Source organism: Shewanella aegiceratis, assembly GCF_019457495.1.
GTDB lineage: Bacteria > Pseudomonadota > Gammaproteobacteria > Enterobacterales > Shewanellaceae > Shewanella > Shewanella loihica.
Map to the genome: position 1 here is coordinate 2,722,760 of NZ_CP080416.1, position 22,808 is coordinate 2,745,567.

18 protein-coding genes are annotated in these 22,808 nt (G+C 53.7%); 3 read left to right on the forward strand and 15 right to left on the reverse strand.

Annotation, left to right across the window (positions count from 1 at the left end; translation table 11 throughout):
* The first annotated feature begins 99 nt into the window (after positions 1 to 99).
* Entirely contained in the window at positions 100 to 1,167 is a 1,068-nt protein-coding gene (locus K0H80_RS12090; RefSeq protein ID WP_220071738.1) for a ketoacyl-ACP synthase III, read from the forward strand.
* Between the two features lie 101 nt (positions 1,168 to 1,268).
* On the opposite strand, the gene K0H80_RS12095 is transcribed toward K0H80_RS12090, so the two are convergent.
* From K0H80_RS12095 to smc, 13 genes are all read right to left on the reverse strand, one after another.
* A complete protein-coding gene (locus K0H80_RS12095) occupies positions 1,269 to 1,859 on the reverse strand; it encodes a lecithin retinol acyltransferase family protein (RefSeq protein WP_220071739.1) in 591 nt (196 codons plus the stop codon).
* A 138-nt stretch (positions 1,860 to 1,997) separates the two neighbouring features.
* The gene (locus tag K0H80_RS12100) at positions 1,998 to 2,675 is read right to left on the reverse strand and encodes an exonuclease domain-containing protein (RefSeq protein ID WP_220073974.1); all 678 of its coding nucleotides are present in this window, start codon (positions 2,673 to 2,675) and stop codon (positions 1,998 to 2,000) included.
* A 3-nt stretch (positions 2,676 to 2,678) separates the two neighbouring features.
* On the reverse strand, positions 2,679 to 4,526 hold the full coding sequence (locus tag K0H80_RS12105; RefSeq protein ID WP_220071740.1) for a DUF294 nucleotidyltransferase-like domain-containing protein: 1,848 nt from the start codon (positions 4,524 to 4,526) through the stop codon (positions 2,679 to 2,681).
* A 121-nt stretch (positions 4,527 to 4,647) separates the two neighbouring features.
* On the reverse strand, positions 4,648 to 5,268 hold the full coding sequence (locus K0H80_RS12110; RefSeq protein WP_220071741.1) for a class I SAM-dependent methyltransferase: 621 nt from the start codon (positions 5,266 to 5,268) through the stop codon (positions 4,648 to 4,650).
* 137 nt (positions 5,269 to 5,405) lie between these two features.
* On the reverse strand, positions 5,406 to 7,124 hold the full coding sequence (locus tag K0H80_RS12115) for a sodium:solute symporter family protein (RefSeq protein ID WP_220042760.1): 1,719 nt from the start codon (positions 7,122 to 7,124) through the stop codon (positions 5,406 to 5,408).
* 11 nt (positions 7,125 to 7,135) lie between these two features.
* Positions 7,136 to 7,402, reverse strand: coding sequence for a DUF4212 domain-containing protein (locus tag K0H80_RS12120; protein WP_011866169.1), 267 nt, complete (start codon positions 7,400 to 7,402; stop codon positions 7,136 to 7,138).
* A 310-nt stretch (positions 7,403 to 7,712) separates the two neighbouring features.
* Positions 7,713 to 8,345 carry a thiol:disulfide interchange protein DsbA/DsbL gene (locus K0H80_RS12125; RefSeq protein WP_220071742.1) on the reverse strand — a complete coding sequence of 211 codons (633 nt, stop codon included), beginning with the start codon at positions 8,343 to 8,345 and terminating at the stop codon, positions 7,713 to 7,715.
* Positions 8,346 to 8,566: 221 nt separating this feature from the next.
* Positions 8,567 to 9,481, reverse strand: coding sequence for an SDR family oxidoreductase (locus K0H80_RS12130; protein ID WP_220071743.1), 915 nt, complete (start codon positions 9,479 to 9,481; stop codon positions 8,567 to 8,569).
* A 63-nt stretch (positions 9,482 to 9,544) separates the two neighbouring features.
* Positions 9,545 to 10,753: a cyclic di-GMP phosphodiesterase gene (locus K0H80_RS12135; RefSeq protein WP_434086649.1), complete on the reverse strand. Its 1,209-nt coding sequence runs from the start codon at positions 10,751 to 10,753 to the stop codon at positions 9,545 to 9,547.
* A 498-nt stretch (positions 10,754 to 11,251) separates the two neighbouring features.
* Positions 11,252 to 11,722, reverse strand: a complete 471-nt coding sequence (locus K0H80_RS12140) for a DUF2919 domain-containing protein (protein ID WP_220071745.1) — start codon at positions 11,720 to 11,722, stop codon at positions 11,252 to 11,254.
* Between the two features lie 161 nt (positions 11,723 to 11,883).
* Positions 11,884 to 13,893, reverse strand: coding sequence for an NAD-dependent DNA ligase LigA (ligA, locus tag K0H80_RS12145; RefSeq protein WP_220071746.1), 2,010 nt, complete (start codon positions 13,891 to 13,893; stop codon positions 11,884 to 11,886).
* Positions 13,894 to 13,960: 67 nt separating this feature from the next.
* Positions 13,961 to 14,971 (reverse strand): cell division protein ZipA, encoded by a 1,011-nt coding sequence (zipA, locus tag K0H80_RS12150; RefSeq protein ID WP_220071747.1) that lies wholly within the window; start codon positions 14,969 to 14,971, stop codon positions 13,961 to 13,963.
* Positions 14,972 to 14,994: 23 nt separating this feature from the next.
* On the reverse strand, positions 14,995 to 18,429 hold the full coding sequence (gene smc / locus K0H80_RS12155) for a chromosome segregation protein SMC (protein WP_220071748.1): 3,435 nt from the start codon (positions 18,427 to 18,429) through the stop codon (positions 14,995 to 14,997).
* A 188-nt stretch (positions 18,430 to 18,617) separates the two neighbouring features.
* Between smc and cysZ the strand changes: the two genes are divergently transcribed.
* A complete protein-coding gene (gene cysZ, locus K0H80_RS12160; RefSeq protein WP_011866177.1) occupies positions 18,618 to 19,391 on the forward strand; it encodes a sulfate transporter CysZ in 774 nt (257 codons plus the stop codon).
* A 48-nt stretch (positions 19,392 to 19,439) separates the two neighbouring features.
* Here cysZ and K0H80_RS12165 read toward each other — a convergent pair whose 3' ends face one another.
* Complete coding sequence (locus K0H80_RS12165) at positions 19,440 to 20,669, reverse strand: RDD family protein (RefSeq protein WP_220073975.1); 1,230 nt, start codon at positions 20,667 to 20,669, stop codon at positions 19,440 to 19,442.
* A gap of 263 nt (positions 20,670 to 20,932) precedes the next feature.
* On the opposite strand from K0H80_RS12165, the gene cysK reads away from it, so the two are divergent.
* A complete protein-coding gene (gene cysK / locus K0H80_RS12170) occupies positions 20,933 to 21,901 on the forward strand; it encodes a cysteine synthase A (RefSeq protein WP_220071749.1) in 969 nt (322 codons plus the stop codon).
* 60 nt (positions 21,902 to 21,961) lie between these two features.
* Here cysK and K0H80_RS12175 read toward each other — a convergent pair whose 3' ends face one another.
* On the reverse strand, positions 21,962 to 22,618 hold the full coding sequence (locus K0H80_RS12175) for a TetR/AcrR family transcriptional regulator (protein WP_220071750.1): 657 nt from the start codon (positions 22,616 to 22,618) through the stop codon (positions 21,962 to 21,964).
* Between the last annotated feature and the right edge of the window lie 190 nt (positions 22,619 to 22,808).

Sequence of the window (22,808 nt, forward strand, 5' to 3'; positions counted from 1 at the left end):
ATCACTGTAGCTTGCTTGACTTATTGCTAGGCTTATTAGATTAGTTTGATAAGGCAGAGCTGATGTACTCTGCCTTTTTATTTTTGAGAGAATATTCAGATGCAGTACGCCACCATTACCGGCTGGGGAAAATGTGTTCCCCCCGCAACGCTTACCAACCATGATCTTGCCACTTTTATCGACACTTCCGATGAATGGATTAAGCCGCGTACTGGGATCAGTCAGCGACACATCAGTCATGTCAACACCTCTGAGCTAGCCACCGTTGCCGCCCAGCGCGCCCTGGCCGCTGCCGGTGTTAAGGGCGAAGAGATAGATCTTATCATACTGGCGACCGCCAGCCCTGATACGCTGATTCCAAACATAGCATCAACCGTACAGGCCAACATTGGCGCCAGCTGTGGTGCGTTCGATATCAACGCCGCCTGTAGTGGTTTCCTCTACGGCTTAGGTTTGGCCAGCTCACAGATCAAGAGTGGTCAGTCGAAGAAGGTATTGGTGATCGGCGCCGAGCGTCTCTCCTTCTACCTCGACTGGTCTCGCCGGGAAACCGCGGTCCTCTTCGGTGACGGTGCAGGCGCCGTGGTCGTCGAAGCCACAGACCAGCCTGGCGGCGTATTGGGCTATGAGCTCAACAACGACCCAGCCGGTCGCGACATCCTCAAGGCTGGCTTTGGTACCGCCATGGACAGATTCAACGCCGCCTCACTGGATTTCTATATCGAGTTCAACGGCCAAGAGATCTTTAAACGCGCCATCGCCGGTATGGGTAAGCTCAGCAACACAGTGTTGGAAAAATGTGGCGTCGACAAAGACGAAGTGGATCTGGTGATCCCGCATCAGGCGAACGAGCGCATTATCGATACCCTGATCAACCGCATGAAGATCCCGAAAGAGAAGGCAGTGGTGAATATCGCCAACTACGGCAACACTTCGGCGGCCACTATCCCTATCGCCATCTGCGATGCGCTGGAGAAGGGTCTGATCAAGCCAAATCAAACCATCTTGTCTTGCGCCTTTGGTGCCGGCCTGACCTCGGCAGCAGTGCTGTTCAAGTGGGGCGAGCGCGTGACACCGATCAGCGAATCGGATGCCGAGCTACCGCCATGCGATCAGACAGGCATCGAGCTGGTGAAGCGCGCCGTGAACTACTTCTGCGGCGAATAATCGTCAGATTGGAAACAGAAAATGCCGACATGATGTCGGCATTTTTTTTAGCTTAACACTTAATGAATTGACCTTCGAACCAGGTCCAAGCTAAGCCTTTCTTAATCGCGTTTCGCTATTGCCGCCTCATCCCAATAGATGGCCTGGGCGAAATGGCTGGCCAGCAGACGATTAAACTTATCGAAACTCGAGATACTCAGCTCCTCGCCGGTAAGACAATACCAGACGAAGCGATGGCAGTTGTTATCGAAGAGATCATAGTCGCGATACTGATAGATGGCCTGCTGCGCCCTCTCAAGCACGGATTCACCAATTAAGGGTCTATGTTGATGGTCACAGGCGACGAAGATACGGCTACCGGTGCGCCCCGCCAAGAAACGCTTAGATGACACAGGCCGGATCAGACCGCAGCCGTGCAGCTCAACCAAGGTATCGTCGCCAAGCCAGATACCTGTATGCTCTATCACCCCGAAGACGAAGCAGCACACCATAGCGCCGGGAGGCGGCGTGACCTTGACCTCACCAAGGTGCAACACACTGGGGGCGAGTGGGCTCACCCGCTTACCCTCTGGCGCCTTGGGCGCACGGCCTAACCGCCTGTCTAAGGTCAACTGTCGTTGTTTCTGTTTGGCGTCGGCGATAAAGGCGGCCCCTAGTGCGGCCCCGCCGAGCCAGAGTAAAGGAAGCGCCATGATTAACCTCTTTGCTCTAACCGTTACACTGCCGGACACCTACTTGTCTCAATGCGTCCAACATCTTGTCTCTACTGAGATAATGGCGGAAAGTCGCCAAAGATAAAGGCGCAAAATGTAACTAAGTATAATCAGGTATTAAGGCAGCAGCTCGGCGATCTTCACCTTAGTTGCGCCGCCCATGGCCGCCACCTGCGCCAGCAGCAACTCGCCGCAGGCCAGCGCGTCGATGAGTGCGTTATGAGCGGCATACACGGGCAGACCATATCGGGCGCGGCTGCGCCCCAGGCGCAGACAGCCCTCTTGCAGATGTTCCTGTTGTCTGAGCAGTCGCTGCTTCTCTAGCAATAAGGTATCGATGGCTAGCAGGCGCGGCTTCTCTCCCAAACAGGCCTGCAGGCCAGATTGTAAGAAGGCGAGATCCAGCGGCGCATGGTGGGCCACCAACACCTTGCCTTCACTCACGGATAAAAACCAGGCCATCGCCTGCTCCGGGGTCAAGGCCGCATCCAGATGGGTGTCTAAGATGCCGTGTATGGTGGCGCTCTGGCCGACGCTGCCCTCTATCTGCACCAACTTGTGCTGCGCCTCGCTGAGAATAAGCTGCCCCTGACGGATAGGCACCACGCCGATACTCAAGATCTGATCGAAGCTGGCATTAAGCCCTGTCATCTCAAGATCTATGGCCAGCAGCTCCGCCTCAGCGAATGACTTGTCGATAACCGGCATCAACGCCTGCTGATAGGCCTTGAGCCCGGCATCTTTTGCCTTCAGGGCTCGCCAACAGAGCTGCGACCTGACCTTAATCCCTGCCAGCACCTAGAAGCTCCGGGTAAATTTAAGTTTTAGACCCGCCTGCGCGTCATGTACCACCTTGAAGGCGTCACGCAGCTGATGACGTACCAGAGAGGAGAGCTGCTGGGGCATCAGATAATTAGTGAGGGGCTGGTTATGGGTATACTGATAGCCCTGATTCGACAGGCGCATATGGGCAATAAACTCGTGGGCATCGGCGAGATTCAGCGCATCTTTGCGATTGATGATGTTCTGCTCCATCAGCAGGCGAATACGCTTGGCGGTGTTGACCTCGCTAATGCCCGCCGACAGCGCGTAAATTCTGGCGATATCGTTGATGAGCGCGCTGCCCTTGTGCTTAAGATCGATGCCTTTCACCTCCTGACCGTCACGCTCCAGGACAAACTTCTTGAAGAAGCCCAGCGGTGGTGACACCTGCAGGGCGTTGCCCGCCATCCCCGCGAGGAAGATATCGTTATCCTTAGTGGATTCCAGCACCTGAGACTGCAGCCCCTCAAACAGGCTCGACGGCCCATAGACGCAGCGCATATCGAAGAAGATGCTGGCGTGCATCAACGCCTTAGGCTCGGGATGCTCGACCCAGTTGGCAAACTTCTGTTGCCACTGGGCTAGCGTCATTCGCCATTTAGGGTTCTGCGCCATGATATCTCCAGGGCAGTAGACATAACCGCAGCGATCCAGCCCGGCGCAGACCGCCTTGGTCAGGGCCTCGAAATAGCCCTGGGCATGCTCATCCATCTCATGTGCCAACAGCAGGCCGTTATCCTGATCCGAACAGGCCGCCTGATCCTGGCGCCCCTGAGAGCCAAACGCCAGCCAGCAAAATGGCATAGGCGCCTGACCGAGGATCTGCTGATTGAGCACGATCAGCCGCCGGGTCAAGGCATCGGTTACCGAGGTCAGCACCCTGCCGATCTCCTCGGCCCTGGCATCGGCGCTGATGAGGTTTTGCAGCAACAGCGGGATCTGTTTAGAGACATGGATCAGGCTCTCGAGATCATGTTGTCGCTCTATCTCGCCAATCAGCAGCAAGGGCTGCGAGCTCTGGCCCCGCAAAATATCTGTGCTGGTGATCACCCCTATGGGGTTTTCTTCGTCCATGATGGGCAGATGGTGAATATTGTGCTGGCTCATCAGCAACATGGCCTCGAACACCAGGGCATTGGCACTCAGGGTGGTCGGGGTTACCGTCATCGCCTGATGCACAGGCAGGCTGCCGTCGAGGGACTCGGCTAGCACGCGATTGCGCAGATCCCTGTCGGTGAGGATCCCCGCAAGCTTGTGGTTATCTATGATAAGTACCGATGAGACCCGATTATCCCGCATCAGGCGGGCTGCGTCGCTGACGCTGGCATTGATATCCAGACACAGGGGCTGCTTGGACATCAGGCTGCTGACCCTATTGGTAGAGCCAAGCTCCTTGGCCTTGAAGCGCCCCTGATGGCGCAGCCGCTTGGCAAAGGCGCGGTTAAAGAAGCGATCGAACTCGCGGCTCTCGCTTCTTAGCTGATTGAAGGTTTCTGGGTCTAAGTGATACACAAGGCCATCTTCGAGGATCTGTACTCTGTTGCTCACCTTCTCGCCGGAGAGCAGCGAGGGAAAGCCGAAAAAATCGCCGTCGCCGAGCCTGTCGATCAGGTCACCATCTTCGCCGCGCACCTCGAAGGCGCCACTGCGGACGATATAGAGCTGAGGATGCTCCTCATCCAGCGGCACATAGACAGAGGAGCGGCTGTAATAACCGACGGTGAGGGCACGGCAGCAGCGCTCCAGAGTCTGCTCAGATAGGCTGTCAAAGGGCGTCAGCTGGCCAAGAAATTGGGTAATAGGTTGCAGTTCGCTCGCGTCCATGATCTCCCTCTTACGTTATGGTCGGCATCTCGCCCTAGACTCTCGCCAAGCATCGGCCGTTTTATTCACTATAGCCTTAACAAACAAACTCTTGCTATACGACTAAAGGCCAGCCGATTCCCTAGCGCCGCCTGGCAATGATGAAGAGATCCACATCGCCCCGCTCGGGATAGTCCTGACGGTGGCAGTTTAGCAGCTCAAAACCTGCCGAGCTCAGCTCAGCGCTGAGCCACTCGCCGCAGTGATAATAGATGAAAGCCTGATCGCCAGTGCTGGAAGTCTGCAGCATTGAGGCGGCATAATCGCCCTCCATGGTGCTCAAATAGAGCAGGCCACCAGCGTTAAGCCTTCTTGCCATCGCCAGGATCAAGGCCTTTGCCTCGTCCCGATTGAGATAAGGCAGGCAGAAACCACACACTATGGCATCAAACATCACGGTTAGACTGTCGATAGCCAGGCAGTCCATTACCTCAAACTTGCCGGTGGGATTATTCTCTCTTGCCAGGCTCACCATCTGCGGTGCCAGATCTGTCCCCAAATAATCGAGCTGAGGATGGCGCGCTAACAGATAGCGGGCGATGTTACCTGGGCCGCAGGCAAGCTCCAGCACCCTATCTTGCTCGCCGAGTAACTCACTCAAGCGGGCATAGGTGGGCTCGTAGAGCGGCATCTGCATATATTTATCCTGATACTGGCGCGCCAGCTTATTAAAGGTGGCCACAGATAATTGATAGTTACTCACCCCTACTCCCCCGAAAACTCCAACCATAAACTCTAAACACAAACCCTGAGACTGCCAGATAAGCAAAAGGTAAATCAATAAGATATGAAATAAAAAAAGGGAGCGCACTGCGCTCCCTAGGTCGATAAGTCTATCGATTAGTGGTCGTGGGCCTCACCGGCTCCCTTAGGGAAGCGGATTGATTCCACCATATCAACCACATTCTGTGGTACTGCAGCCGTTACCTTGCTGACGATAAAGGCTACCGCGAAGTTGATGATCATCCCCAGCATGCCTATACCTTCTGGCGAGATGCCAAACAACCAGTTCGCCGCGTTGTTATCACCTGGGTTCACAAACTTGAAGTAGATGATGTAGCTTGCCGAGAACAGCAGACCTATCACCATACCGGCAATGGCACCCTCTTTATTCATGGTGCGAGAGAAGATACCCATGATGATCGCCGGGAAGAGTGACGATGCCGCCAGACCGAAGGCGATTGCCACCACGGCCGCTACGAAGCCTGGAGGGTTGATACCAAAGTAACCCGCCATGACAATACCCAGCGCCGCAGCGATACGAGCATAGAGCAGCTCCTGCTTATCCGAGATATCCGGCATGAAGTTCTTCTTCAACAGATCGTGCGATACCGACGTTGAGATAACCAGTAGCAGACCCGCAGAAGTTGACAGCGCCGCCGCCAGACCACCTGCCGCAACCAGAGCGATCACCCAGGCTGGAAGATTAGCGATCTCAGGAGTAGCCAGTACCATGATGTCGCGGTCGATCTTCATCTCGTTGGTTTCGCCCTTGGCATAGTAGATCTTGCCGTCGTTGTTCTTATCGTCCCACTTGATCAGACCTGTCTTCTCCCAGTTCTTGATCCAATCTGGTGCCGTCTCATAAGCCACACCCGTTGACTCAGGACCATTGATTGTCTCAATCATGTTCACGCGAGAGAAGGCGGCCAGTGCAGGAATAGTGGTGTACATGATGGCGATAAACACCAATGCCCAACCGGCTGAGACACGTGCATCTTTCACCTTAGGCACGGTGAAGAAGCGAACGATAACGTGTGGCAGACCCGCAGTACCGAACATGAGTGCGCCCGTGATGAAGAAGACGTCGATCATCCCCTTAGAGCCCTCTGTGTACTGAGAGAAGCCAAGCTGAGCTGACAGACCGTCGAGTTTCTCAAGCAGGTAGACACCCGTGTTGTTGCCCGCGGCATCCACCAACTCGGCGCCGAAGCCAAGCTGCGGCAGGATGTGGCCTGTCATCATCACAGAGATGAAGATAGCAGGTACCATGAAGGCGAAGATCAATACGCAGTACTGAGCCACCTGGGTATAGGTAATGCCCTTCATGCCACCGAGTACCGCATAGAAGAAGACCACGGCCATACCGATATAAACACCGGTATCGACCTCTACTTCCAAGAAGCGTGAGAACACCACGCCCACACCGCGCATCTGACCGGCAATGTAGGTGAAACAGATGAAGATGGCACAGACTACCGCAACGGTACGGGCCGCCTGGGAGTAGTAACGATCGCCGATAAAGTCAGGCACGGTAAACTTACCAAACTTACGCAGGTAAGGTGCCATACAGAGCGCGAGCAGCACATAGCCGCCAGTCCAGCCCATCAAGTAGACGGAGCCGTCATAACCGACGAAGGAGACGATACCCGCCAATGAAATGAAAGACGCCGCCGACATCCAGTCTGCCGCCGTGGCCATACCATTCATCACAGGGTGTACGCCACCGCCAGCAACATAGAACTCTTTGGTTGAACCGGCGCGAGACCAGATCGCAATGCCAATATAGAGGGCAAAGGTAAAGCCCACTATCAAATAAGTTAACGTTTGAACATCCATCTCATTGCTCCTTAGTCTTCATGAACATTGTATTTTTTGTCCAGCGCATTGGCTTTCGCCACGTAGACAAAAATCAGTGCAACGAATACATACATGGCCCCCTGCTGAGCAAACCAGAAGCCCAGTTTGAAGCCCATGAAATGGATCTCATTGAGTACATCGACCAATAAAATACCGCAGCCAAATGACACTGCAGCCCAAATTGCTAGCAGTCCGAGCACTAGACGTAAATTTTCACGCCAGTAACCTTCTGCCTTTTCGTTATTTTCAAAAGCCATTGCGACTCCCCTGTGCTGATTATTATTAAGTCATGAATTAATCTAGCAAGCGCAGTCATTAGGACAATCGCGACTTTGGTCTAACGCCAGCGTCAACCTGAGCGCGAATTAAAACATTTTCTTTACAAAACAATAAGATCAAAGTTGACGCCAGCGTAAAGCTATAATTTTCATAGGCTTGCAAACTAGACTAAGGTCGAACAGAATTGTTAATGGAATGTACAAAAAAGCCGCCAAGTGGCGGCTGATGGATTAGAGAGGCTTCCAATTAAGAGACTCTCTATTGAGGGACTTCCTAGTAAGAAGTGGCCTATTTCAGGGTCGAAAGATAGGCAAGCAGATCGGCCAACTCCTCGGCGCTGCGCTGCTTATTGCTCACCAGATATTTGCCGTTCACCAGCAGCGAAGGCACCCCGCGGATCCCAGATAATTGCGCCTGAGTATCATAATCGGCGATCGCCAACTTGTTATCTACCGACGCCAGCGCCTTGTCGACCTCAGCCTTGGACAAGCCCTGCTCGACGAAGAACTGACTCAGCTCCTCCTGACGCTTAAAGGCGCCGTTACCCTCATGGATCCGCTTAAACAGATTGCCATGGGTCTGTTCGGTCACATGGAACTTCTTCGCCAGGTAGTAGGCTTCCTGGCTCAGCTGCCAGGCCGCGCGGCCGCCCGCCACCGGCGTGCGCTCAAATGCCAGCTCATCCCCCAGCTCCGCCTTTAACTTGGACACGGCCGAGGTGATCAAGCCATCCTGACGATAACAGTGGGGGCAGTTATAGGAGAAGAACTCACGCACCACAGGCTGATTCACCTCAGGGATCCCCGCCACCTTCACATAGTCGACCCCTTCGACATACTTAGCCTGAGCGCTAACCTGAAAGGCGGCCAGGGCGATAAATAACAGACTCACATAACGACATAGATTCACGACTCTTTTCATAACCAACTCTTCTTATTATTGAAAAAATGTTTCTACCCCAGGCTTAGCTGAGGCTATTTATCTTGCAACCTTATCTCACAATCTTCTCTTACCATCTTTTCTTACCAAGACAAGGACTCATAAATTCAGTTAAAAGGTTAATCAAATACGCTCTCGGCCTTTTGAACGCAAACCTTTATGAACATTAGCCTTCACAAACACTAGCTTTCACAAGCATTAGCCTAGCAATGGACCAACATAGCTAAGGGATCGGTAAACTTATACTGATAGTTTAACTCCCGAGTGATAAGGCCTCCATCGACGCGCTTATCTTCAGCTAAGTGTCCCTCGATAAAGCTTGGCGGCGTGAGCCCCAGCTGAGTCGCCGCTTTTTGATAAAATTCCGCCTTGGTGGGATGCAGCGGCGCGCAGAGATTATAGGCTGGCGATAAAGGCCCCTCGGCTTTCAGCAGTGAGGTCACGGCACCAATGCAATCATCGAGATGCACCATATTCACCGCCAGGTTACCACCAGGCACATTCTCTCTTCCCGCTAGGAATCGCCCTGGATGCCTTTTGGGACCTATGAGACCGGCAAAACGCACGACGACGCAGTTATTCTTAGACTCGCCACCAGCGGAGTGATTGTTAAACACGCCATCGGCAGAGTTAGCACCAGAGAAGAGCGCCTCGGCGGCCAGCAAGGTCTCGCTCGCCGGGCTGTGGACCTTAGCATCGCTCTCGACGCAACCACTCTCAGCACTCTCGCTCGAAAAACAACCGCCACCGGCAGGATAGACACCAGACGTGCTGATAAAAATGATGCGCTGATATTCGTGAGTCCCCATTAACGCCTTGAGGCGCTTGAGACGATCCAAATAGCCGTTATCACCACGGCGAAGTCCGGGGGGAATGTTGATCACTATGGCATCGCAGGCGAGGCCTTGAGTTATCGCTTCACGGGCCTGAGAGGACAAACCTTCACTCTCGAGTGCTTCTAAATCCAGCGCAAAGCCTGCGATTCCATCGGCTGATAAGGCCTCGGCCTCCTTTGGCGAGCGCTTGGAGCCCGTGACCTTTAATCCTTGGCTTACCAGCACCTTGGCCAAAGGCAGACCAAACCAGCCGCAGCCGACGACGGCAACAGAAGTTATCATCTTGAATGCTCTAAATTAAAATATTTTGACTTGAAACCAGACTTCTAAAATAACGCAAGGGGACTAGGGGGTACCAGCAAAATAAAAACTAATTCCACTGTCGGCCTGTAACACTCGCATTGCACCTTCGGTTAATTCTTCAAGCTTTAGCACGCTATCGACAAACACCTCCTCCTGACTGAGGAAACGCAGGCCCGGCTCACTGCCGTCGGGATGACAGGCCCACACCTGAGGTTGTTTCACCGATTGAGTGGTGACCATCACCTTACCGACATCGCCATCGCTGAGACGCACCAGAGTGCCCGGCGGATAGATCCCCAGCAGCTTGACCAACACGGCGATCAGCGTCTCCGAATGTTTCCCCGCATGGTTCTTAAACAGATAACCCAGGGCTATCTGAGGCGAGCGGCTCTCTTCGGCCCACAGCTGACCGTCATAATCATTCGCCAGGCTCACCAGCTGGGTGGTGATGGGGATCTTCTTCTCTGTCAGGCCGTCGGGAAAGCCCGAGCCATCGATAAACTCGTGATGATGCAGGACGATGCTGAGCACCGCCTTATTAAACAGGCCCGTCTTGTTGAGCATCTCGTAGCCAAAGTTGGGGTGCATCTTGAGGAAATTGGCTTCGGAGGCCGTTAACTGTGTCTTCTTGCGCCGGATAGACTCAGGTACCTTGAGCTTACCTATGTCATGGAACAGGCAGCCCAGGGCGATGTCGCGCATATCCGATTTGGGCAGCTCCATGGCCCTGGCGATCATCAGCGCCAATACCGCCACCGAGATGCCGTGTTGGGTCACGCTATTGTCGCTCTCACCTGCAGTCACTAACGCCAGGTGGGTCTGTTCATACTCAAACATATGCTCGATGAGCGACTCCACCAGCGAGGCGGCCTCACGATAGGCACCCTCGGGATCGCTGGCTATCTTGCTAAAGGTCGAGCGGCACTCGTTGACACAATCGATGAAGCGTTTCTGACTCAGACGCAGGGATTTGCGCACATTGCGTTTGGCTTCTATGATGGGATCCACCACCTCTTCTGCCTTTTCAGCCTGCTCGTCCCCCTCATCATTCTCCTCTTCCAACAGTTCTTCACCCGACACCAACAGAACATAGGGCACGCCAAGACTCTTGATCAGCTCTATCTGCGCCTCTTCTTCAATCTTGATGCGGTTAAAAAGGAAAGGATGGTTTTTCCAAGACAAGGGTAACTTAACAGTGATACCTGTTTGTAACTTAGACAGGGGTAATTGTATCGGCTCAGTTCTGGCCACTCGAAGCAACTCCATTGATTTTCCCCATACCCATTGGGTCCCCTGCTCCAGATCTGGATGCGGGATGATCCCCTAAGAATATGAAAAGCAACCTAACTTTAATAACATAACTATAGTCAATAGCAACTCAATTTGTACAATCTGTCATTAAATTGACCACTTACGCACAGATTGACGCCAAAGTGCACCGAGAGACAATTAGCTGCTGGTTATAAGATATGCAAAAAATCTAAACTAAGATTGAAATTATTTATTGTATACAATATTCAATTGATGTTAGTATGCTTCTGTTCTTTAGAGATACGTAGCAACCCCGGATTATGTTTCTTTAAAGAGTGTTGCTGTCAATTGTCCTTAATATAAGTCCTGTGAATTTGTTGTTTTTCACATTGATTTATAAGGTATTTTGTAACATTCCGATATCTTGAGACTGAATTTTCATTCAAAGAGATATGCTTAGCGCTGCATCTTGCAGCGCTTTTTTTTGACCGCGATTCGCTAATCCGTCTGATTACGCCAATCCTGCAGGTAGTATTTAAGGTGCTTCGACTTGCCGATGTAGAGCAGGCTCCAGAAGAGAAACAGCGCGTCCAGACCGAAGCTCCAGCTATAAAGAAAATGGTTATGAATCAGGCGCTGCAACAAGAGACCGGCATCTAACATCAAGAGCGCGATCAGCAGAGGTTTGAGTTGATTAAAGGCAGGTCTTAACCAGAGTGGAGCGCGTTTGCGCTCGGCGATCACTAAGCCATAGAGAAATAAGCCACCGACACCGGCCGCCAAGGCCATCAGAAAGTCAGACTTTTGCGGATAGATGAGGGCGACCAAACCGGCTCGATCGCTGGCCTGAGTCAGGGAGGCGATAAACACACACCATCCCCGGGCGATAAAGGCCAGCATCAGGTACAACATAAGCGGCGGCTTAAAGTGTCCCTTATCGTCTAACCAATTAATATGTCCAAAATTCAATAGTGTTCTCCCTCCCCCGTTTCTCTCTATATGGTGATGATGTCGCAGATTTCAATATCTGATAACAAATGGAGGCGGTGAACGATAAAAAAAGCGCCATCTCTCGATGACGCTCTCGTTTAACTTCGACCTAATTTAGTCGGCTAATTCACACAGCCAATTTAAGAGCCTAGGATTGCCAAGAGCTCGGCCTCATCGATCACCTTCACCCCAAGCTCCTGCGCCTTGGTCAACTTAGAGCCGGCCGCCTCTCCGGCAACCAAGCAATCGGTATTTTTCGAGACACTACCCGCGACCTTGGCACCTAATGCCTGCAGCTTAGCCTTGGCATCGTTGCGATTGAGTTGCGTCAGAGTGCCGGTTAGTACCCAGGTCTGTCCCTTCAGGGAAAGCGCCTCTTCGGCAACCTCTTCGATATCGGGCCAGTGCACTCCAGCTTGCAACAGGCCATCGATCACCTCAAGGTTATGGGGCTGCTCGAAGAAGTGCACCAGATGCTGGGCGACGATCACCCCCACATCGTCAACCTTCATAAAGGTCTCAGCGTCCGCTTGCTTAAGTTTCTCAAGGGTCTTGAAATAGTTAGCCAAGTTGGCGGCGGTGGCTTCACCCACCTCCCTGATCCCCAGCGAATAGAGGAAACGGGCAAAGGTGGTTTGCTTGGCCGCTTCCAGGGCATTGACCAAATTAGTGGCCGACTTCATCCCCATACGATCCAGCATAGTGATCGCCGAGGCGGTCAACTTGAAGAGATCCGCAGGGCTGGTCACCAGCTCTTTATCGATCAGCTGCTCCACCACCTTGTCACCCATGCCATCAATATCTAACGCCTTGCGAGAGGCGAAGTGCTTGATCGCCTCCTTACGCTGGGCCTCACAATAGAGACCACCGGTACAACGGGCAACCGCTTCACCCTCGACGCGCTCCACGTCGCTGCCACACACGGGGCATTGCGGCGGGAACTGGATCGGCTGGGCATCACTCGGGCGCTTCTCGGGCACCACGGCAACGACCTGAGGGATCACGTCACCGGCGCGGCGGATGATCACGCTATCGCCTATCATCACCCCGAGACGGGCGATCTCATCGGCGTTATGCAAAGTGGCGTTGGAGACGGTAACCCCGCCGACAAAGACAGGTTGCAGGCGCGCAACCGGGGTCACCGCGCCGGTACGGCCCACCTGGAAGTCTACCCCTTCGAGCAGGGTGATCTCCTCCTGGGCCGGAAACTTATAGGCGGTGGCCCAGCGAGGCGCCTTAGCCACGAAACCAAGAGTTTGCTGCTGGGCGATATCATTCACCTTAAGCACCACGCCATCAATCTCATAGGCCAGCTCGCTGCGACGGGTCAGTATGTCCTGATAATAGGCCAGCACGCTGGGGATATCCTCACATACCTTGACTTCACTGCTCACCGGACAGCCCCACTCTTTAAGCTGCATCAACTGCTCGAAATGGCTGGCTGCCAGCGGCCAGGTTTCTGGCTCCACCACGCCCAGGGCATAGGCATAGAATGCCAAGGAGCGGCTGGCGGTGATCTTACTGTCTAGCTGACGCAGACTACCGGCGGCGGCATTACGCGGATTGACGAAAAGCTTCTCGCCCTTGGCGCGGGCCTTATCGTTGACCGCCTCGAAAGCTGCCTTAGGCATAAAGACTTCGCCGCGCACCTCGAGCAGTGGCGGGAAACCGCTGCCTCTAAGTCTCAATGGCACAGATTTGATGGTGCGCACGTTCTCGGTAATGTCCTCACCGACAGTGCCATCGCCGCGGGTGGCGGCGCGCTCAAACACGCCATCGCGGTAGAGGATACTCACCGCCAGACCGTCGAGTTTAGGCTCACAGCAAAATGCCGGCGCCTCCGGCAGCTTATCGCCGACACGCTTATAGAAGGCGTTGAACTCCTCTTCGCTAAAGACGTTATCCAGGCTCAACATGGGCTTGAGGTGAGCCACCTGATTAAACTTGCTCAGCGCCTCGCCCCCGACTCTCTGGGTTGGCGAGTCGGCCAGCGCCAGCTCGGGATGCTCGGCCTCCAGCTCCTGCAGGCGACGCATCAGACGGTCATATTCGGCGTCGGGAATTGAGGGCGCGTCATCGACATAGTAGCGATAGTTGTGCTGATTAAGCTCGTCGGTTAACTGTTTAATCTCGTCTTGTATGGCTTGCATGATTTCTTATCCAGTTTAAGCAACAGAGGCCGCTGATGCGGCCTCTACTTCAATGTCGGTCTAGGTATCACATCTGCGCGCGAATGCGCTGCAGGTAAGACTGTTTAGTCTGCTCGCTCCAGGCGCCGCGACCACCGTCGAGCACTTCGCCGCCGAGATCATCGGCCAGCTGATGGGCCGAGTTAAGCATGATTGAGAAATTCATCAGAGGATCGCCATAGCAAGGCAACGTCATAAACAGCACTATGCCCTGAGTGGTAAACTGCTCCATCTCATCTGGGTTGAATACCCCAGGCTTAACCATGTTAGCCAATGAAAACAGCACCTTGCCTGTGCCAGCATTATCCTCATGACGATGGAAAATATCCATGTCACCAAACTTGAAGTTAAGGGTTAACAGGCTAGGTAGCAGCTCGGCACCATTGAGGGCCTCACCCTCTTTGGCCACCACGTGTAGCACCAGTACATCCTGCGGATCGCCAAGCGGCGCCTCTTCGGCCACTTCTGGCTCGGGCTCTGGTTCAACAGGCACTGGCTCTACAGACGCAGGCGCTACTGACTGAGTCGCTTCGACTCTCGGTGCGGGGCGCACTGCTTCCTGCTTACGCTCGGTAACAGGGTCTTCAAACAGCGAAGGCTGCGCCGGGGCCTGACCCAGGCCAAGCTCCATCTGCTCGAGATGTGCATCGCTAAGGTCTTCGTTAGGGGTTACCGACATCACCGGCTCTTGACGCGAACGCGGCGCCTTCTGCTTAGGCTCATCCGACAGGGAGAAACTGGGCGAGACTTCTGCTGGCTCGCTCTCTTGCGCGCGTGCACCAATAGGTGTGGCACGACTGGTCGAGGTGGCCTTAGGAATGCTGCGATCTTCGCCGTTATTTTTAATTACTCTTACAGGGCCAACGCCATCTGCGTCGAAACCGTCACTGTCACGTGTCTTATCTGTGTATAGCCCTGTCATGGGCGATTCTTTTAATGATTTAGGTTGCTGCCGCCTAATGGACCAAAAACCATGCACAAGTACCGCGATAATGGCTACCGCGCCTAACACGAACAATACCAGTTGCAAATTTTCCATTGATTACCCTGTTTTTCCCAAAATTATACTGCGTCGGCTAATGCCACCGCCTCATCGATATCGACGGCAACTATGCGTGAAACCCCTGGCTCGTGCATAGTGACACCTATTAGTTGATCGGCCAATTCCATGGTGATCTTATTGTGACTAATATAAACAAATTGCACGCTCTGAGACATCTCTTTTACCAGCCGGCAGAACCTGTCGACATTGGCATCATCGAGCGGTGCATCGACCTCATCCAACATACAAAATGGCGCTGGATTCAGCCTGAAAATCGCAAATACCAATGATAAAGCGGTTAATGCTTTTTCTCCACCCGAAAGCAGGTGAATCGTACTATTCTTTTTCCCCGGCGGTCTGGCCATGATGGTGACCCCAGTCTCCAGCAGATCATCATCGGTCAGCGCCAGATAGGCGCTGCCGCCGCCAAACACCTTAGGAAACAGCACACCAAGATCTTGGTTGACCTTATCGAAGGTCTCCTTAAAGCGCGTCTTGGTCTCGCGGTCGATCTTGCGAATCGCCTCCTCCAGGCTGCCAAGGGCCTTGGCCAAGTCCGCATCCTGACTGTCGAGATAGGCCTTGCGTTGACTCTGCTGCTCGAACTCTTCTATCGCCGCCAAATTTATCGCGCCAAGATGTTCAATCTGCGCCTTTGTGCGCTCAAGCATCTTCTGACGATGACTTAGGCTCACGGTCAGATCCAGCGAAGCTTGCACCTCGGCGATATCCACCTCTTGGCTCCTGATCTGGGCCAACTGACTGTCAATTTGACCTTTTATCCCTTCGCGACGTAACTTTAACGCGCTGATGGCTTGAGTCAAGTGCTCTAACTTGCCAAGTTGTTGTTTTTGTTTGGCGCTGATCTCGTCTGCTTGATTTTGCAGCTCAGTCTGCTGCAGACGCAGGGCATCGAGCGCCGCCTGGGCTTCCCCCTGACGCGCCAGCGCATCATTGAGCTGGGCCGTCATGGCATCGGCTTGCAGCTTACCATCTAGCTTATCCTGCCCCTCTAGTTGCCCTTGAAGCTCGCTCAGCTCTTGGGCCAGCTCCGTCATCTGCCGCTCGAGCTGCTCACCCTGCTGGCGGCTAAGCGCTTGCTCGGTATTGATCGCCTGCAGCGACTGCTGTAGCTGCTGGGACTGCTGCGCCAAGGCCTGACGCTCGCGACCAAGGTCCTTATGCTGGGCGCGGCGATCGGCAAGTCCTGCCACCTGGCTGTCAGCTGAGCGTGTCAGCTCGGTCAGCTGCGCCTCGTCTTGATCGCGGCGACTTGTAAGCTCACTCAGGCTTTGTTCCACAGCTTCTAGCTCGCCGCTCTGCTCTTCGAGCAAGGCCTTTAACCTGGCTTGCTGCTCCCCTCGCTGGGCGATACGCTCCTGAGTCGCCTGAGCCTGCGCCAGCAGGCGTTCACGCTCAAGCTGCGTCCCCTGCAAACTGGTATTAAGCTGGGTGTGCGCCTCACGCTGCTCATCCAAGCCCTGATTGACCTCGGCAAGCACCGCCCTGCGCTCATCGATCGCCTCGACACTGGCCGCTATGCTGAGCTCCAATGCTTCCTGCTCGGCCTTGAGCTGCACCAACTGGCTGCCCTGCTCGGCCTTTTGCAGCACAAAGCCTTTACCGACGATATAGCCATCGGCGGTGACGATACGCTCGTCATCTTCGAGTGAATCCAGCATCGCCTTAGCCTGACTCAGGCTATCAACCCAGCTAAGCCTGGACAGCCAGGGCGCCAGGTTGACCTCGCTGCTGAGCCCTGTCCACTGCTGAGATCTGCTTAACTTAAAGCCGCCCTCATTATCTGTTTCCTCTGTGCTGTGCTTGTCACTCACCTTCTGAGTGAGCAGACCGTCGAGCAACAGGTCGACCGCCGCTTCCCAACCGGGCGTCACCTGAATCGCCTGCCAGAGGGCGCGGCCCTGAAGCGCGTCTTCCTGAGGTAAGATACGCTTGACTACCGCCAGACGCCCCCGCTCCTCGGCCAAGGACTGCGACAGGGCTTCGACCTGCGCCTGGGTCTGGCGCGCCTGCTCCTGTCGCTGAGACTGAGTGGCAGCCCCCAGCTCTATCTCGCCCTTCAGCTCATCGAGCCGCTGGGCGAGACGTTCACACTGAGCATGTTGCAGCGCTAGATTGGCGCTCTCATCCTGATGGGATAATTGCTCGAGCTGGCGTGACGCGCTCTCATATTGCGACTTAAGCTGAGTCAGGGCGCTCTTCTTATGCTTGAGCTCCCCCTTGGTGAGTTCCAGGCGTAGCTGACATTGGTTAACCGCCTGCTTGGCCTGACTCTCGGCTTCCTGTGCCTGCTCCAGGGATAACTCGACCTCGCCAAGCTGCTCATCGAGTAGCTCGAGCTGCAGCTGCAAGGTCTGATGGGCCTGCCGGGCATCGTGCTGACGCTCATCGAGATCGCCGCGCGCCAATATAAGCGCCTGCTCCTGAGCTTTTAACAGTGCCAGCTTATCTTCGTCCTGCTTAATACGCTGCTTGAGGTGCGCATCTTGCTGCTGGCGATGCTTGACCTCCTGTTCGAGCTTGGCGATCTGATTACCGTTAAGATAGAAGGCCTCGACCTGTTGCTGCTCCTGGCGCTCAAGCTCATCGAGTTTGAGTTTTAGCTCGGTCAAGTTGCGCGACAGAGCTTCTCGCCCGGCGTCGCCCTCGCTCTGGGTCAGCGTCTTGGCTTCTATCTCCTGGGATAACTTGTCAGACTGGGCGCTCAGCTCCAGGTATTTGGCCACCTCGAGCTGGGCATGTTGATCCCGCTCCGTCTGTTTCAGCGCCCGATATTGACGCGCAGCCTCTGCCTGCTCGGCGAGCTTGTCTATCTGTCGGCCCAGCTCCTGACGGATATCCCCTAAGCGTTCGAGGTTCTCGCGGGTATGGCGAATGCGGTTTTCCGTTTCGCGTCGCCGCTCCTTGTAGCGGGAGATGCCGGCGGCCTCTTCTATGAAGACCCTCAGCTCCTGAGGCTTAGATTCGATAAGCCGTGAGATGGTGCCCTGCTCGATAATGGCGTAGCTGCGCGGACCGAGTCCCGTGCCCATGAAGAGATCGGTAATGTCCTTACGACGGCACTTTTGGCCATTGAGGAAGTAACTGGATTCACCGTCGCGGCTCACCTGACGCTTCACGGCAATCGCCTGATAGCTGGCATACTGACCGCCCAGACGGCCCAGACGGCCCTGCTGATTGTCGAAGCTGAGCTCGACACTGGCCACGGAGACCGGGCGTCTGACCGAGGAGCCGTTAAAGATAACGTCGGCCATGGAGTCGCCGCGCAGGTGTTTGGCAGAGCTTTCGCCCAGCACCCAGCGCACCGCGTCGATCACATTGGACTTGCCACAGCCATTGGGGCCGATAATTGCCGTAAGCGGTTGGTTAAAAGGGATTTTAGTGACATCGACAAACGACTTAAATCCAGCAAGTTTTATCTGTGTGAGTCTCATTGTGCCAGTTTGGTCGTCTATTGGGAGGCGCGCTTGATATCGCTGTTATTATTACTAACCACTTTATCAAAGCATGCCGCATTTTGTAACGTTTTTTCTGTTAGGCGGCGTGATTTCACCCTTGTTTTTATAACAGGGCTGACACACAATCGGCCTTAAGCAAGACATAAGGATATTCAGATAAGACTATGAATCAAAAAGCAAGCAAGCCCGCTAAGAGTGGCGTGAACTATTTTCTCGATGGCTTTCGACTGATCAAACAGCCGGGGCTGAGACGCTTCGTCTTCATCCCGCTGAGCGTCAACCTAGTGCTGTTTGCGGCGGTGATCTACTTCGCCATCGGTCAGCTGGAACAGGTGTTTCAGTGGATCAATGGTCAACTGCCCGAATACCTGAGCTGGCTGAACTTCCTGCTCTGGCCGCTGGCGGTGCTCACCCTCTTGGTAGTGCTCTCCTTTATCTTCAGCTCTGTGATGAACTGGATAGCCGCCCCCTTCAACGGCCTGCTGGCGGAGAAGGTTGAGCAGTATCTCACCGGCAAAGACCTCAATACCGGTGGCACCATAGATCTGATCAAAGATCTGCCGCGTATCCTGGGGCGCGAGTGGATAAAACTGAAATATTATCTGCCCAGAGCCATACTGTTTCTCATTTTGTTCTGGGTGCCTTTCATCGGCCAGACCGCCGCGCCTGTACTCTGGTTTCTGTTTAGCGCCTGGATGATGGCGATCCAATACTGTGACTATCCCTTCGATAACCACAAGGTGCCCTTTAATGATATGAAGTTTGCCCTTAATCAGACCAAGGGCAGTAGCTTTAGCTTCGGCGCAGCCGTCACCCTGTTTTCGATGATCCCCATCATCAACTTTATCGTGATGCCGGTTGCCATCTGTGGCGCCACCTCTATGTGGGTCGACAAATACCGCGCCGCCTATCGCAATGAGCAGATTGCCCCTGAATAAAGCTCACTTCAAAAAAAAGCCTGCAATTGCAGGCCTTTTTATTACGAATCAGGCGCCACCATATACCTCAGGGGAGCTCTCCCCTGCTGGGGTTTCTCTTGGCTTAGAGAGATCAACAACGACAGTTTCTGAGATCTTATCTTGAATCGCCTGACGGTTAGCATCCCAATATATCTGTAGGAAGCCGAGTAAACCTGTGGCGAAACCGGCGCCATAGCCGCCATAACGTCCAAAGGCATCCCATAACGAGATAGATGAGGCATCCAGCGGCACCACCCGAATGTTGAGCAATTTCTTACCCAGCGTCTGGCCATCGAACCAGGCGGTAAAGATAGTAAAGTAGAAGGCGGCCCAGCCAAAGCCGAGCCCGAGATCGTTTAAGATACCTTTGGCCCATTCCAGCAGGCTGTAGGGCGAAGGCTTATCTTCCTCTTCATCAAGTTTATCCGGGTCAATCCCGAGCGCTGCTGGCTCATCCATTAAGGCTTGTTGGCTTGGCTCACTTGCCTCTTGCTCCACCGTGCTTTGTTTCACCGTCTCTTGCTTCAGTGCTTCTGAATTCACCACGTCTTGCTTAACCTCGCCTTGCTTTACAGCATAGCCATTAGGGTAAGCCTGCTTTAGGCGCTGCATCAGTGCTTGTTTTTCCTGACTCGGCAGAGACAGCTCGTCGATCAGCTGAGATGCCAGCGCCACTTTCTCCCTGTCGCTTGCCTCTAAGCTGTCCATCGCGCTAAGCAGCTTAGTTAATTTCTCGTCGGCGCAGCTTGCCTCCTCACACAGGCTAAGGGCTATGATCTGCGGCATGACCTTAAGTGCATTCAGTGACTCCGCCTGCTGACCCGTGGTTTGCGCCACTTTCTCCCCGTCTTTACCTTTATTCGCATCGCCGTAGGAGATGATGTTGTCGCTGGTGACCCAGATTGTCATCAAGAGCATGGCAAGATAGAGGCCCCACTTCAATGCCTTGCCCAGTTGATGGCTGCGACGCTCAATGACTAAGGTTAAGCCGACCAGGAGAATAAACAGGGCGCCGGCCTGCTCAGCTAATACGCTAATCAGCAAACCATCGATCAGCATCGCCAGGCCACGCTTGAGTGGCGAGGCCAGCGGGGTATAGAGCAGCTCTGGCGCTACGTGAAAGGCGAAGGGGGTGACTATTGTCTTAGGGTCCTTGCTCTTAGGATCTTTGGTCTTACGATCTTTGGAGTTTGGAGCTTTTGTCTTAGATTTTTTAGCTGAATCAGGGCTCGCAGATTGATGCGCTGTGCTCGGCATATTTGCCACATCCCCTATCCTATCGTTTGTGCTGCTCACTCATCTGCTCCCTGCGATTTATTCTGCTTATTTTGGCTAGCGGGCTTGATACATTTCGCTAACTTATCAATAGGATCCCCATTAGACCAGCCCCCTTAGCGATGTAATTATGATATAAGTGACAGCTTTTATAACAGAAAAGAATAACGAAGATGAAACTATCATTTCTAATGCGCCCAAACCACACTATGATTTAGCTGTAAACATTAAGGAGCAAGTAATCCATGAGTAAAATTTTCGAAGACAATTCATATACCATAGGTAATACACCTCTTGTTCGCCTAAATCGCGTCAGCAAGGGAAATGTGCTCGCCAAGGTTGAGGCCCGTAACCCTAGCTTTAGTGTAAAGTGTCGTATTGGCGCGAATATGATTTGGGACGCCGAAAAGAAGGGCTTGCTCACTAAAGACAAAGAATTGATTGAGCCGACCTCAGGCAACACAGGTATTGCACTGGCCTATGTCGCCGCGGCCCGTGGTTATAAGCTAACCCTGACCATGCCAAACACCATGAGCCTCGAGCGTCGCAAACTGCTTAAAGCTTTGGGTGCCAATCTTGTGCTGACCGAAGGTGCCAAGGGTATGAAGGGCGCCATCGACAAGGCTGAAGAGCTGCGTCAATCTGCGCCAGAAAAATACCTGATCTTGGGTCAATTTGATAACCCAGCTAACCCAGAGATCCACGAGAAGACCACAGGCCCTGAGATCTGGAACGACACAGACGGTGAAGTCGATGTGGTTGTGGCGGGCGTGGGTACCGGCGGCACCATCACAGGTGTGAGTCGTTATATCAAGCAAACCCAGGGCAAGGCGATCACCTCGGTTGCAGTTGAGCCTGCAGACTCTCCTGTCATTGGCCAGACCATGGCCGGTCAACCTGTGCAGCCTGGTCCACATAAGATCCAAGGTATCGGCGCAGGTTTCATCCCAGGCAACCTAGACCTTGACGTGATCGATCGCGTAGAAGCCGTGACCAACGAAGAAGCGATCGAGATGGCCCAGCGCCTGATGAAAGAGGAAGGTATCCTGGTAGGTATCTCTTCGGGTGCAGCGGTTGTTGCGGCTAACCGTATCGCCGAACTGCCAGAGTTTGAAGGTAAGAACATCGTAGTGATCCTGCCATCTGCGGCCGAGCGTTACCTCTCTTCTGTCCTGTTCCAAGGCCAATTTGGCGACGCGGAAAACGTTCAGTAAGACTCGCCTAATAAGGCAGGTTAACTCACTTGAAGCCCCGATAGTTTTAATATTGGGGCTTTATTTTATGGCACACAGGATCTTGTCGATACAGGCGCCAAGGGTCTGCTGCAAAAAGTCGCTGTCCAGATTGCCACTGATAATGCTCTGATACTCCACCCAACGAATCAGCCCCAACAGCTGATGGGCATCGGCATTGGCCGTGGTTGATCCTAAGGCGGTAAAAAACTGCTCGATAGTGCTGACAAAGCCATTGTCCAACAGTTGAATCGCCTCGGCGAGCGCGGGATTACGCAGCGCCTCTTCGTGAAACGCGACCTCGAGAATGCGATCGTCCCTATGACTCACTTGGGTTTGAATATGTTCACAGAGAAATTCGGTCAGATGCGCCGCCACCTTGTCCGGGGCCATCTGGTGACTGTCTGCCTTAAGTGCCTCGAGCAACTGAAAACTCTTCTGCTCCAGAGTGTTGTTCATCCACAGAGTTTTTTCGGCAAAGTAGGTTAAGGCGTCGCTGATCAGATCTTTGATATCTTTAAAGTAATAGGTGGTCGAGGCAAGCGGTACCTGCGCCTCTGTTGCCACGGCGCGATGACGCACGCCGCGTACCCCCTCCTTGACGATCAACCTTAGAGTCGCCTCTAAGATGGCCACGCGCCGCGCCTCACCATCGGCCCTGTGGGTGATACGTCCAACATAACTAAGAGGTTGCTGCATTTATCTATCCTTATCGAACTAAACCATCGGCGACAGAGCTGATGCTATGTTAACACCGGAGTAACACTTGACCTAGCACAGCATCGTTACACGCCCCTCTCAACGATCAATAACGCCTTGTATCGTAGATAATTTCGGCTATCTTGGGACTGTTTTCGCGAGCCAGGTCGATAAAACGACATAGACTTGA

Excerpts from the sequence above, each read along its gene's own strand:
- K0H80_RS12090 (WP_220071738.1), top strand. The coding sequence starts at position 100 with ATGCAGTACGCCACCATTACCGGCTGGGGAAAATGTGTTCCCCCCGCA.
- K0H80_RS12095 (WP_220071739.1), bottom strand. The coding sequence starts at position 1,859 with ATGGCGCTTCCTTTACTCTGGCTCGGCGGGGCCGCACTAGGGGCCGCC.
- K0H80_RS12105 (WP_220071740.1), bottom strand. The coding sequence starts at position 4,526 with ATGGACGCGAGCGAACTGCAACCTATTACCCAATTTCTTGGCCAGCTG.
- K0H80_RS12115 (WP_220042760.1), bottom strand. The coding sequence starts at position 7,124 with ATGGATGTTCAAACGTTAACTTATTTGATAGTGGGCTTTACCTTTGCC.
- K0H80_RS12120 (WP_011866169.1), bottom strand. The coding sequence starts at position 7,402 with ATGGCTTTTGAAAATAACGAAAAGGCAGAAGGTTACTGGCGTGAAAAT.
- K0H80_RS12125 (WP_220071742.1), bottom strand. The coding sequence starts at position 8,345 with ATGAAAAGAGTCGTGAATCTATGTCGTTATGTGAGTCTGTTATTTATC.
- K0H80_RS12130 (WP_220071743.1), bottom strand. The coding sequence starts at position 9,481 with ATGATAACTTCTGTTGCCGTCGTCGGCTGCGGCTGGTTTGGTCTGCCT.
- ligA (WP_220071746.1), bottom strand. The coding sequence starts at position 13,893 with ATGCAAGCCATACAAGACGAGATTAAACAGTTAACCGACGAGCTTAAT.
- zipA (WP_220071747.1), bottom strand. The coding sequence starts at position 14,971 with ATGGAAAATTTGCAACTGGTATTGTTCGTGTTAGGCGCGGTAGCCATT.
- smc (WP_220071748.1), bottom strand. The coding sequence starts at position 18,429 with ATGAGACTCACACAGATAAAACTTGCTGGATTTAAGTCGTTTGTCGAT.
- cysZ (WP_011866177.1), top strand. The coding sequence starts at position 18,618 with ATGAATCAAAAAGCAAGCAAGCCCGCTAAGAGTGGCGTGAACTATTTT.
- K0H80_RS12165 (WP_220073975.1), bottom strand. The coding sequence starts at position 20,669 with ATGCCGAGCACAGCGCATCAATCTGCGAGCCCTGATTCAGCTAAAAAA.
- cysK (WP_220071749.1), top strand. The coding sequence starts at position 20,933 with ATGAGTAAAATTTTCGAAGACAATTCATATACCATAGGTAATACACCT.
- K0H80_RS12175 (WP_220071750.1), bottom strand. The coding sequence starts at position 22,618 with ATGCAGCAACCTCTTAGTTATGTTGGACGTATCACCCACAGGGCCGAT.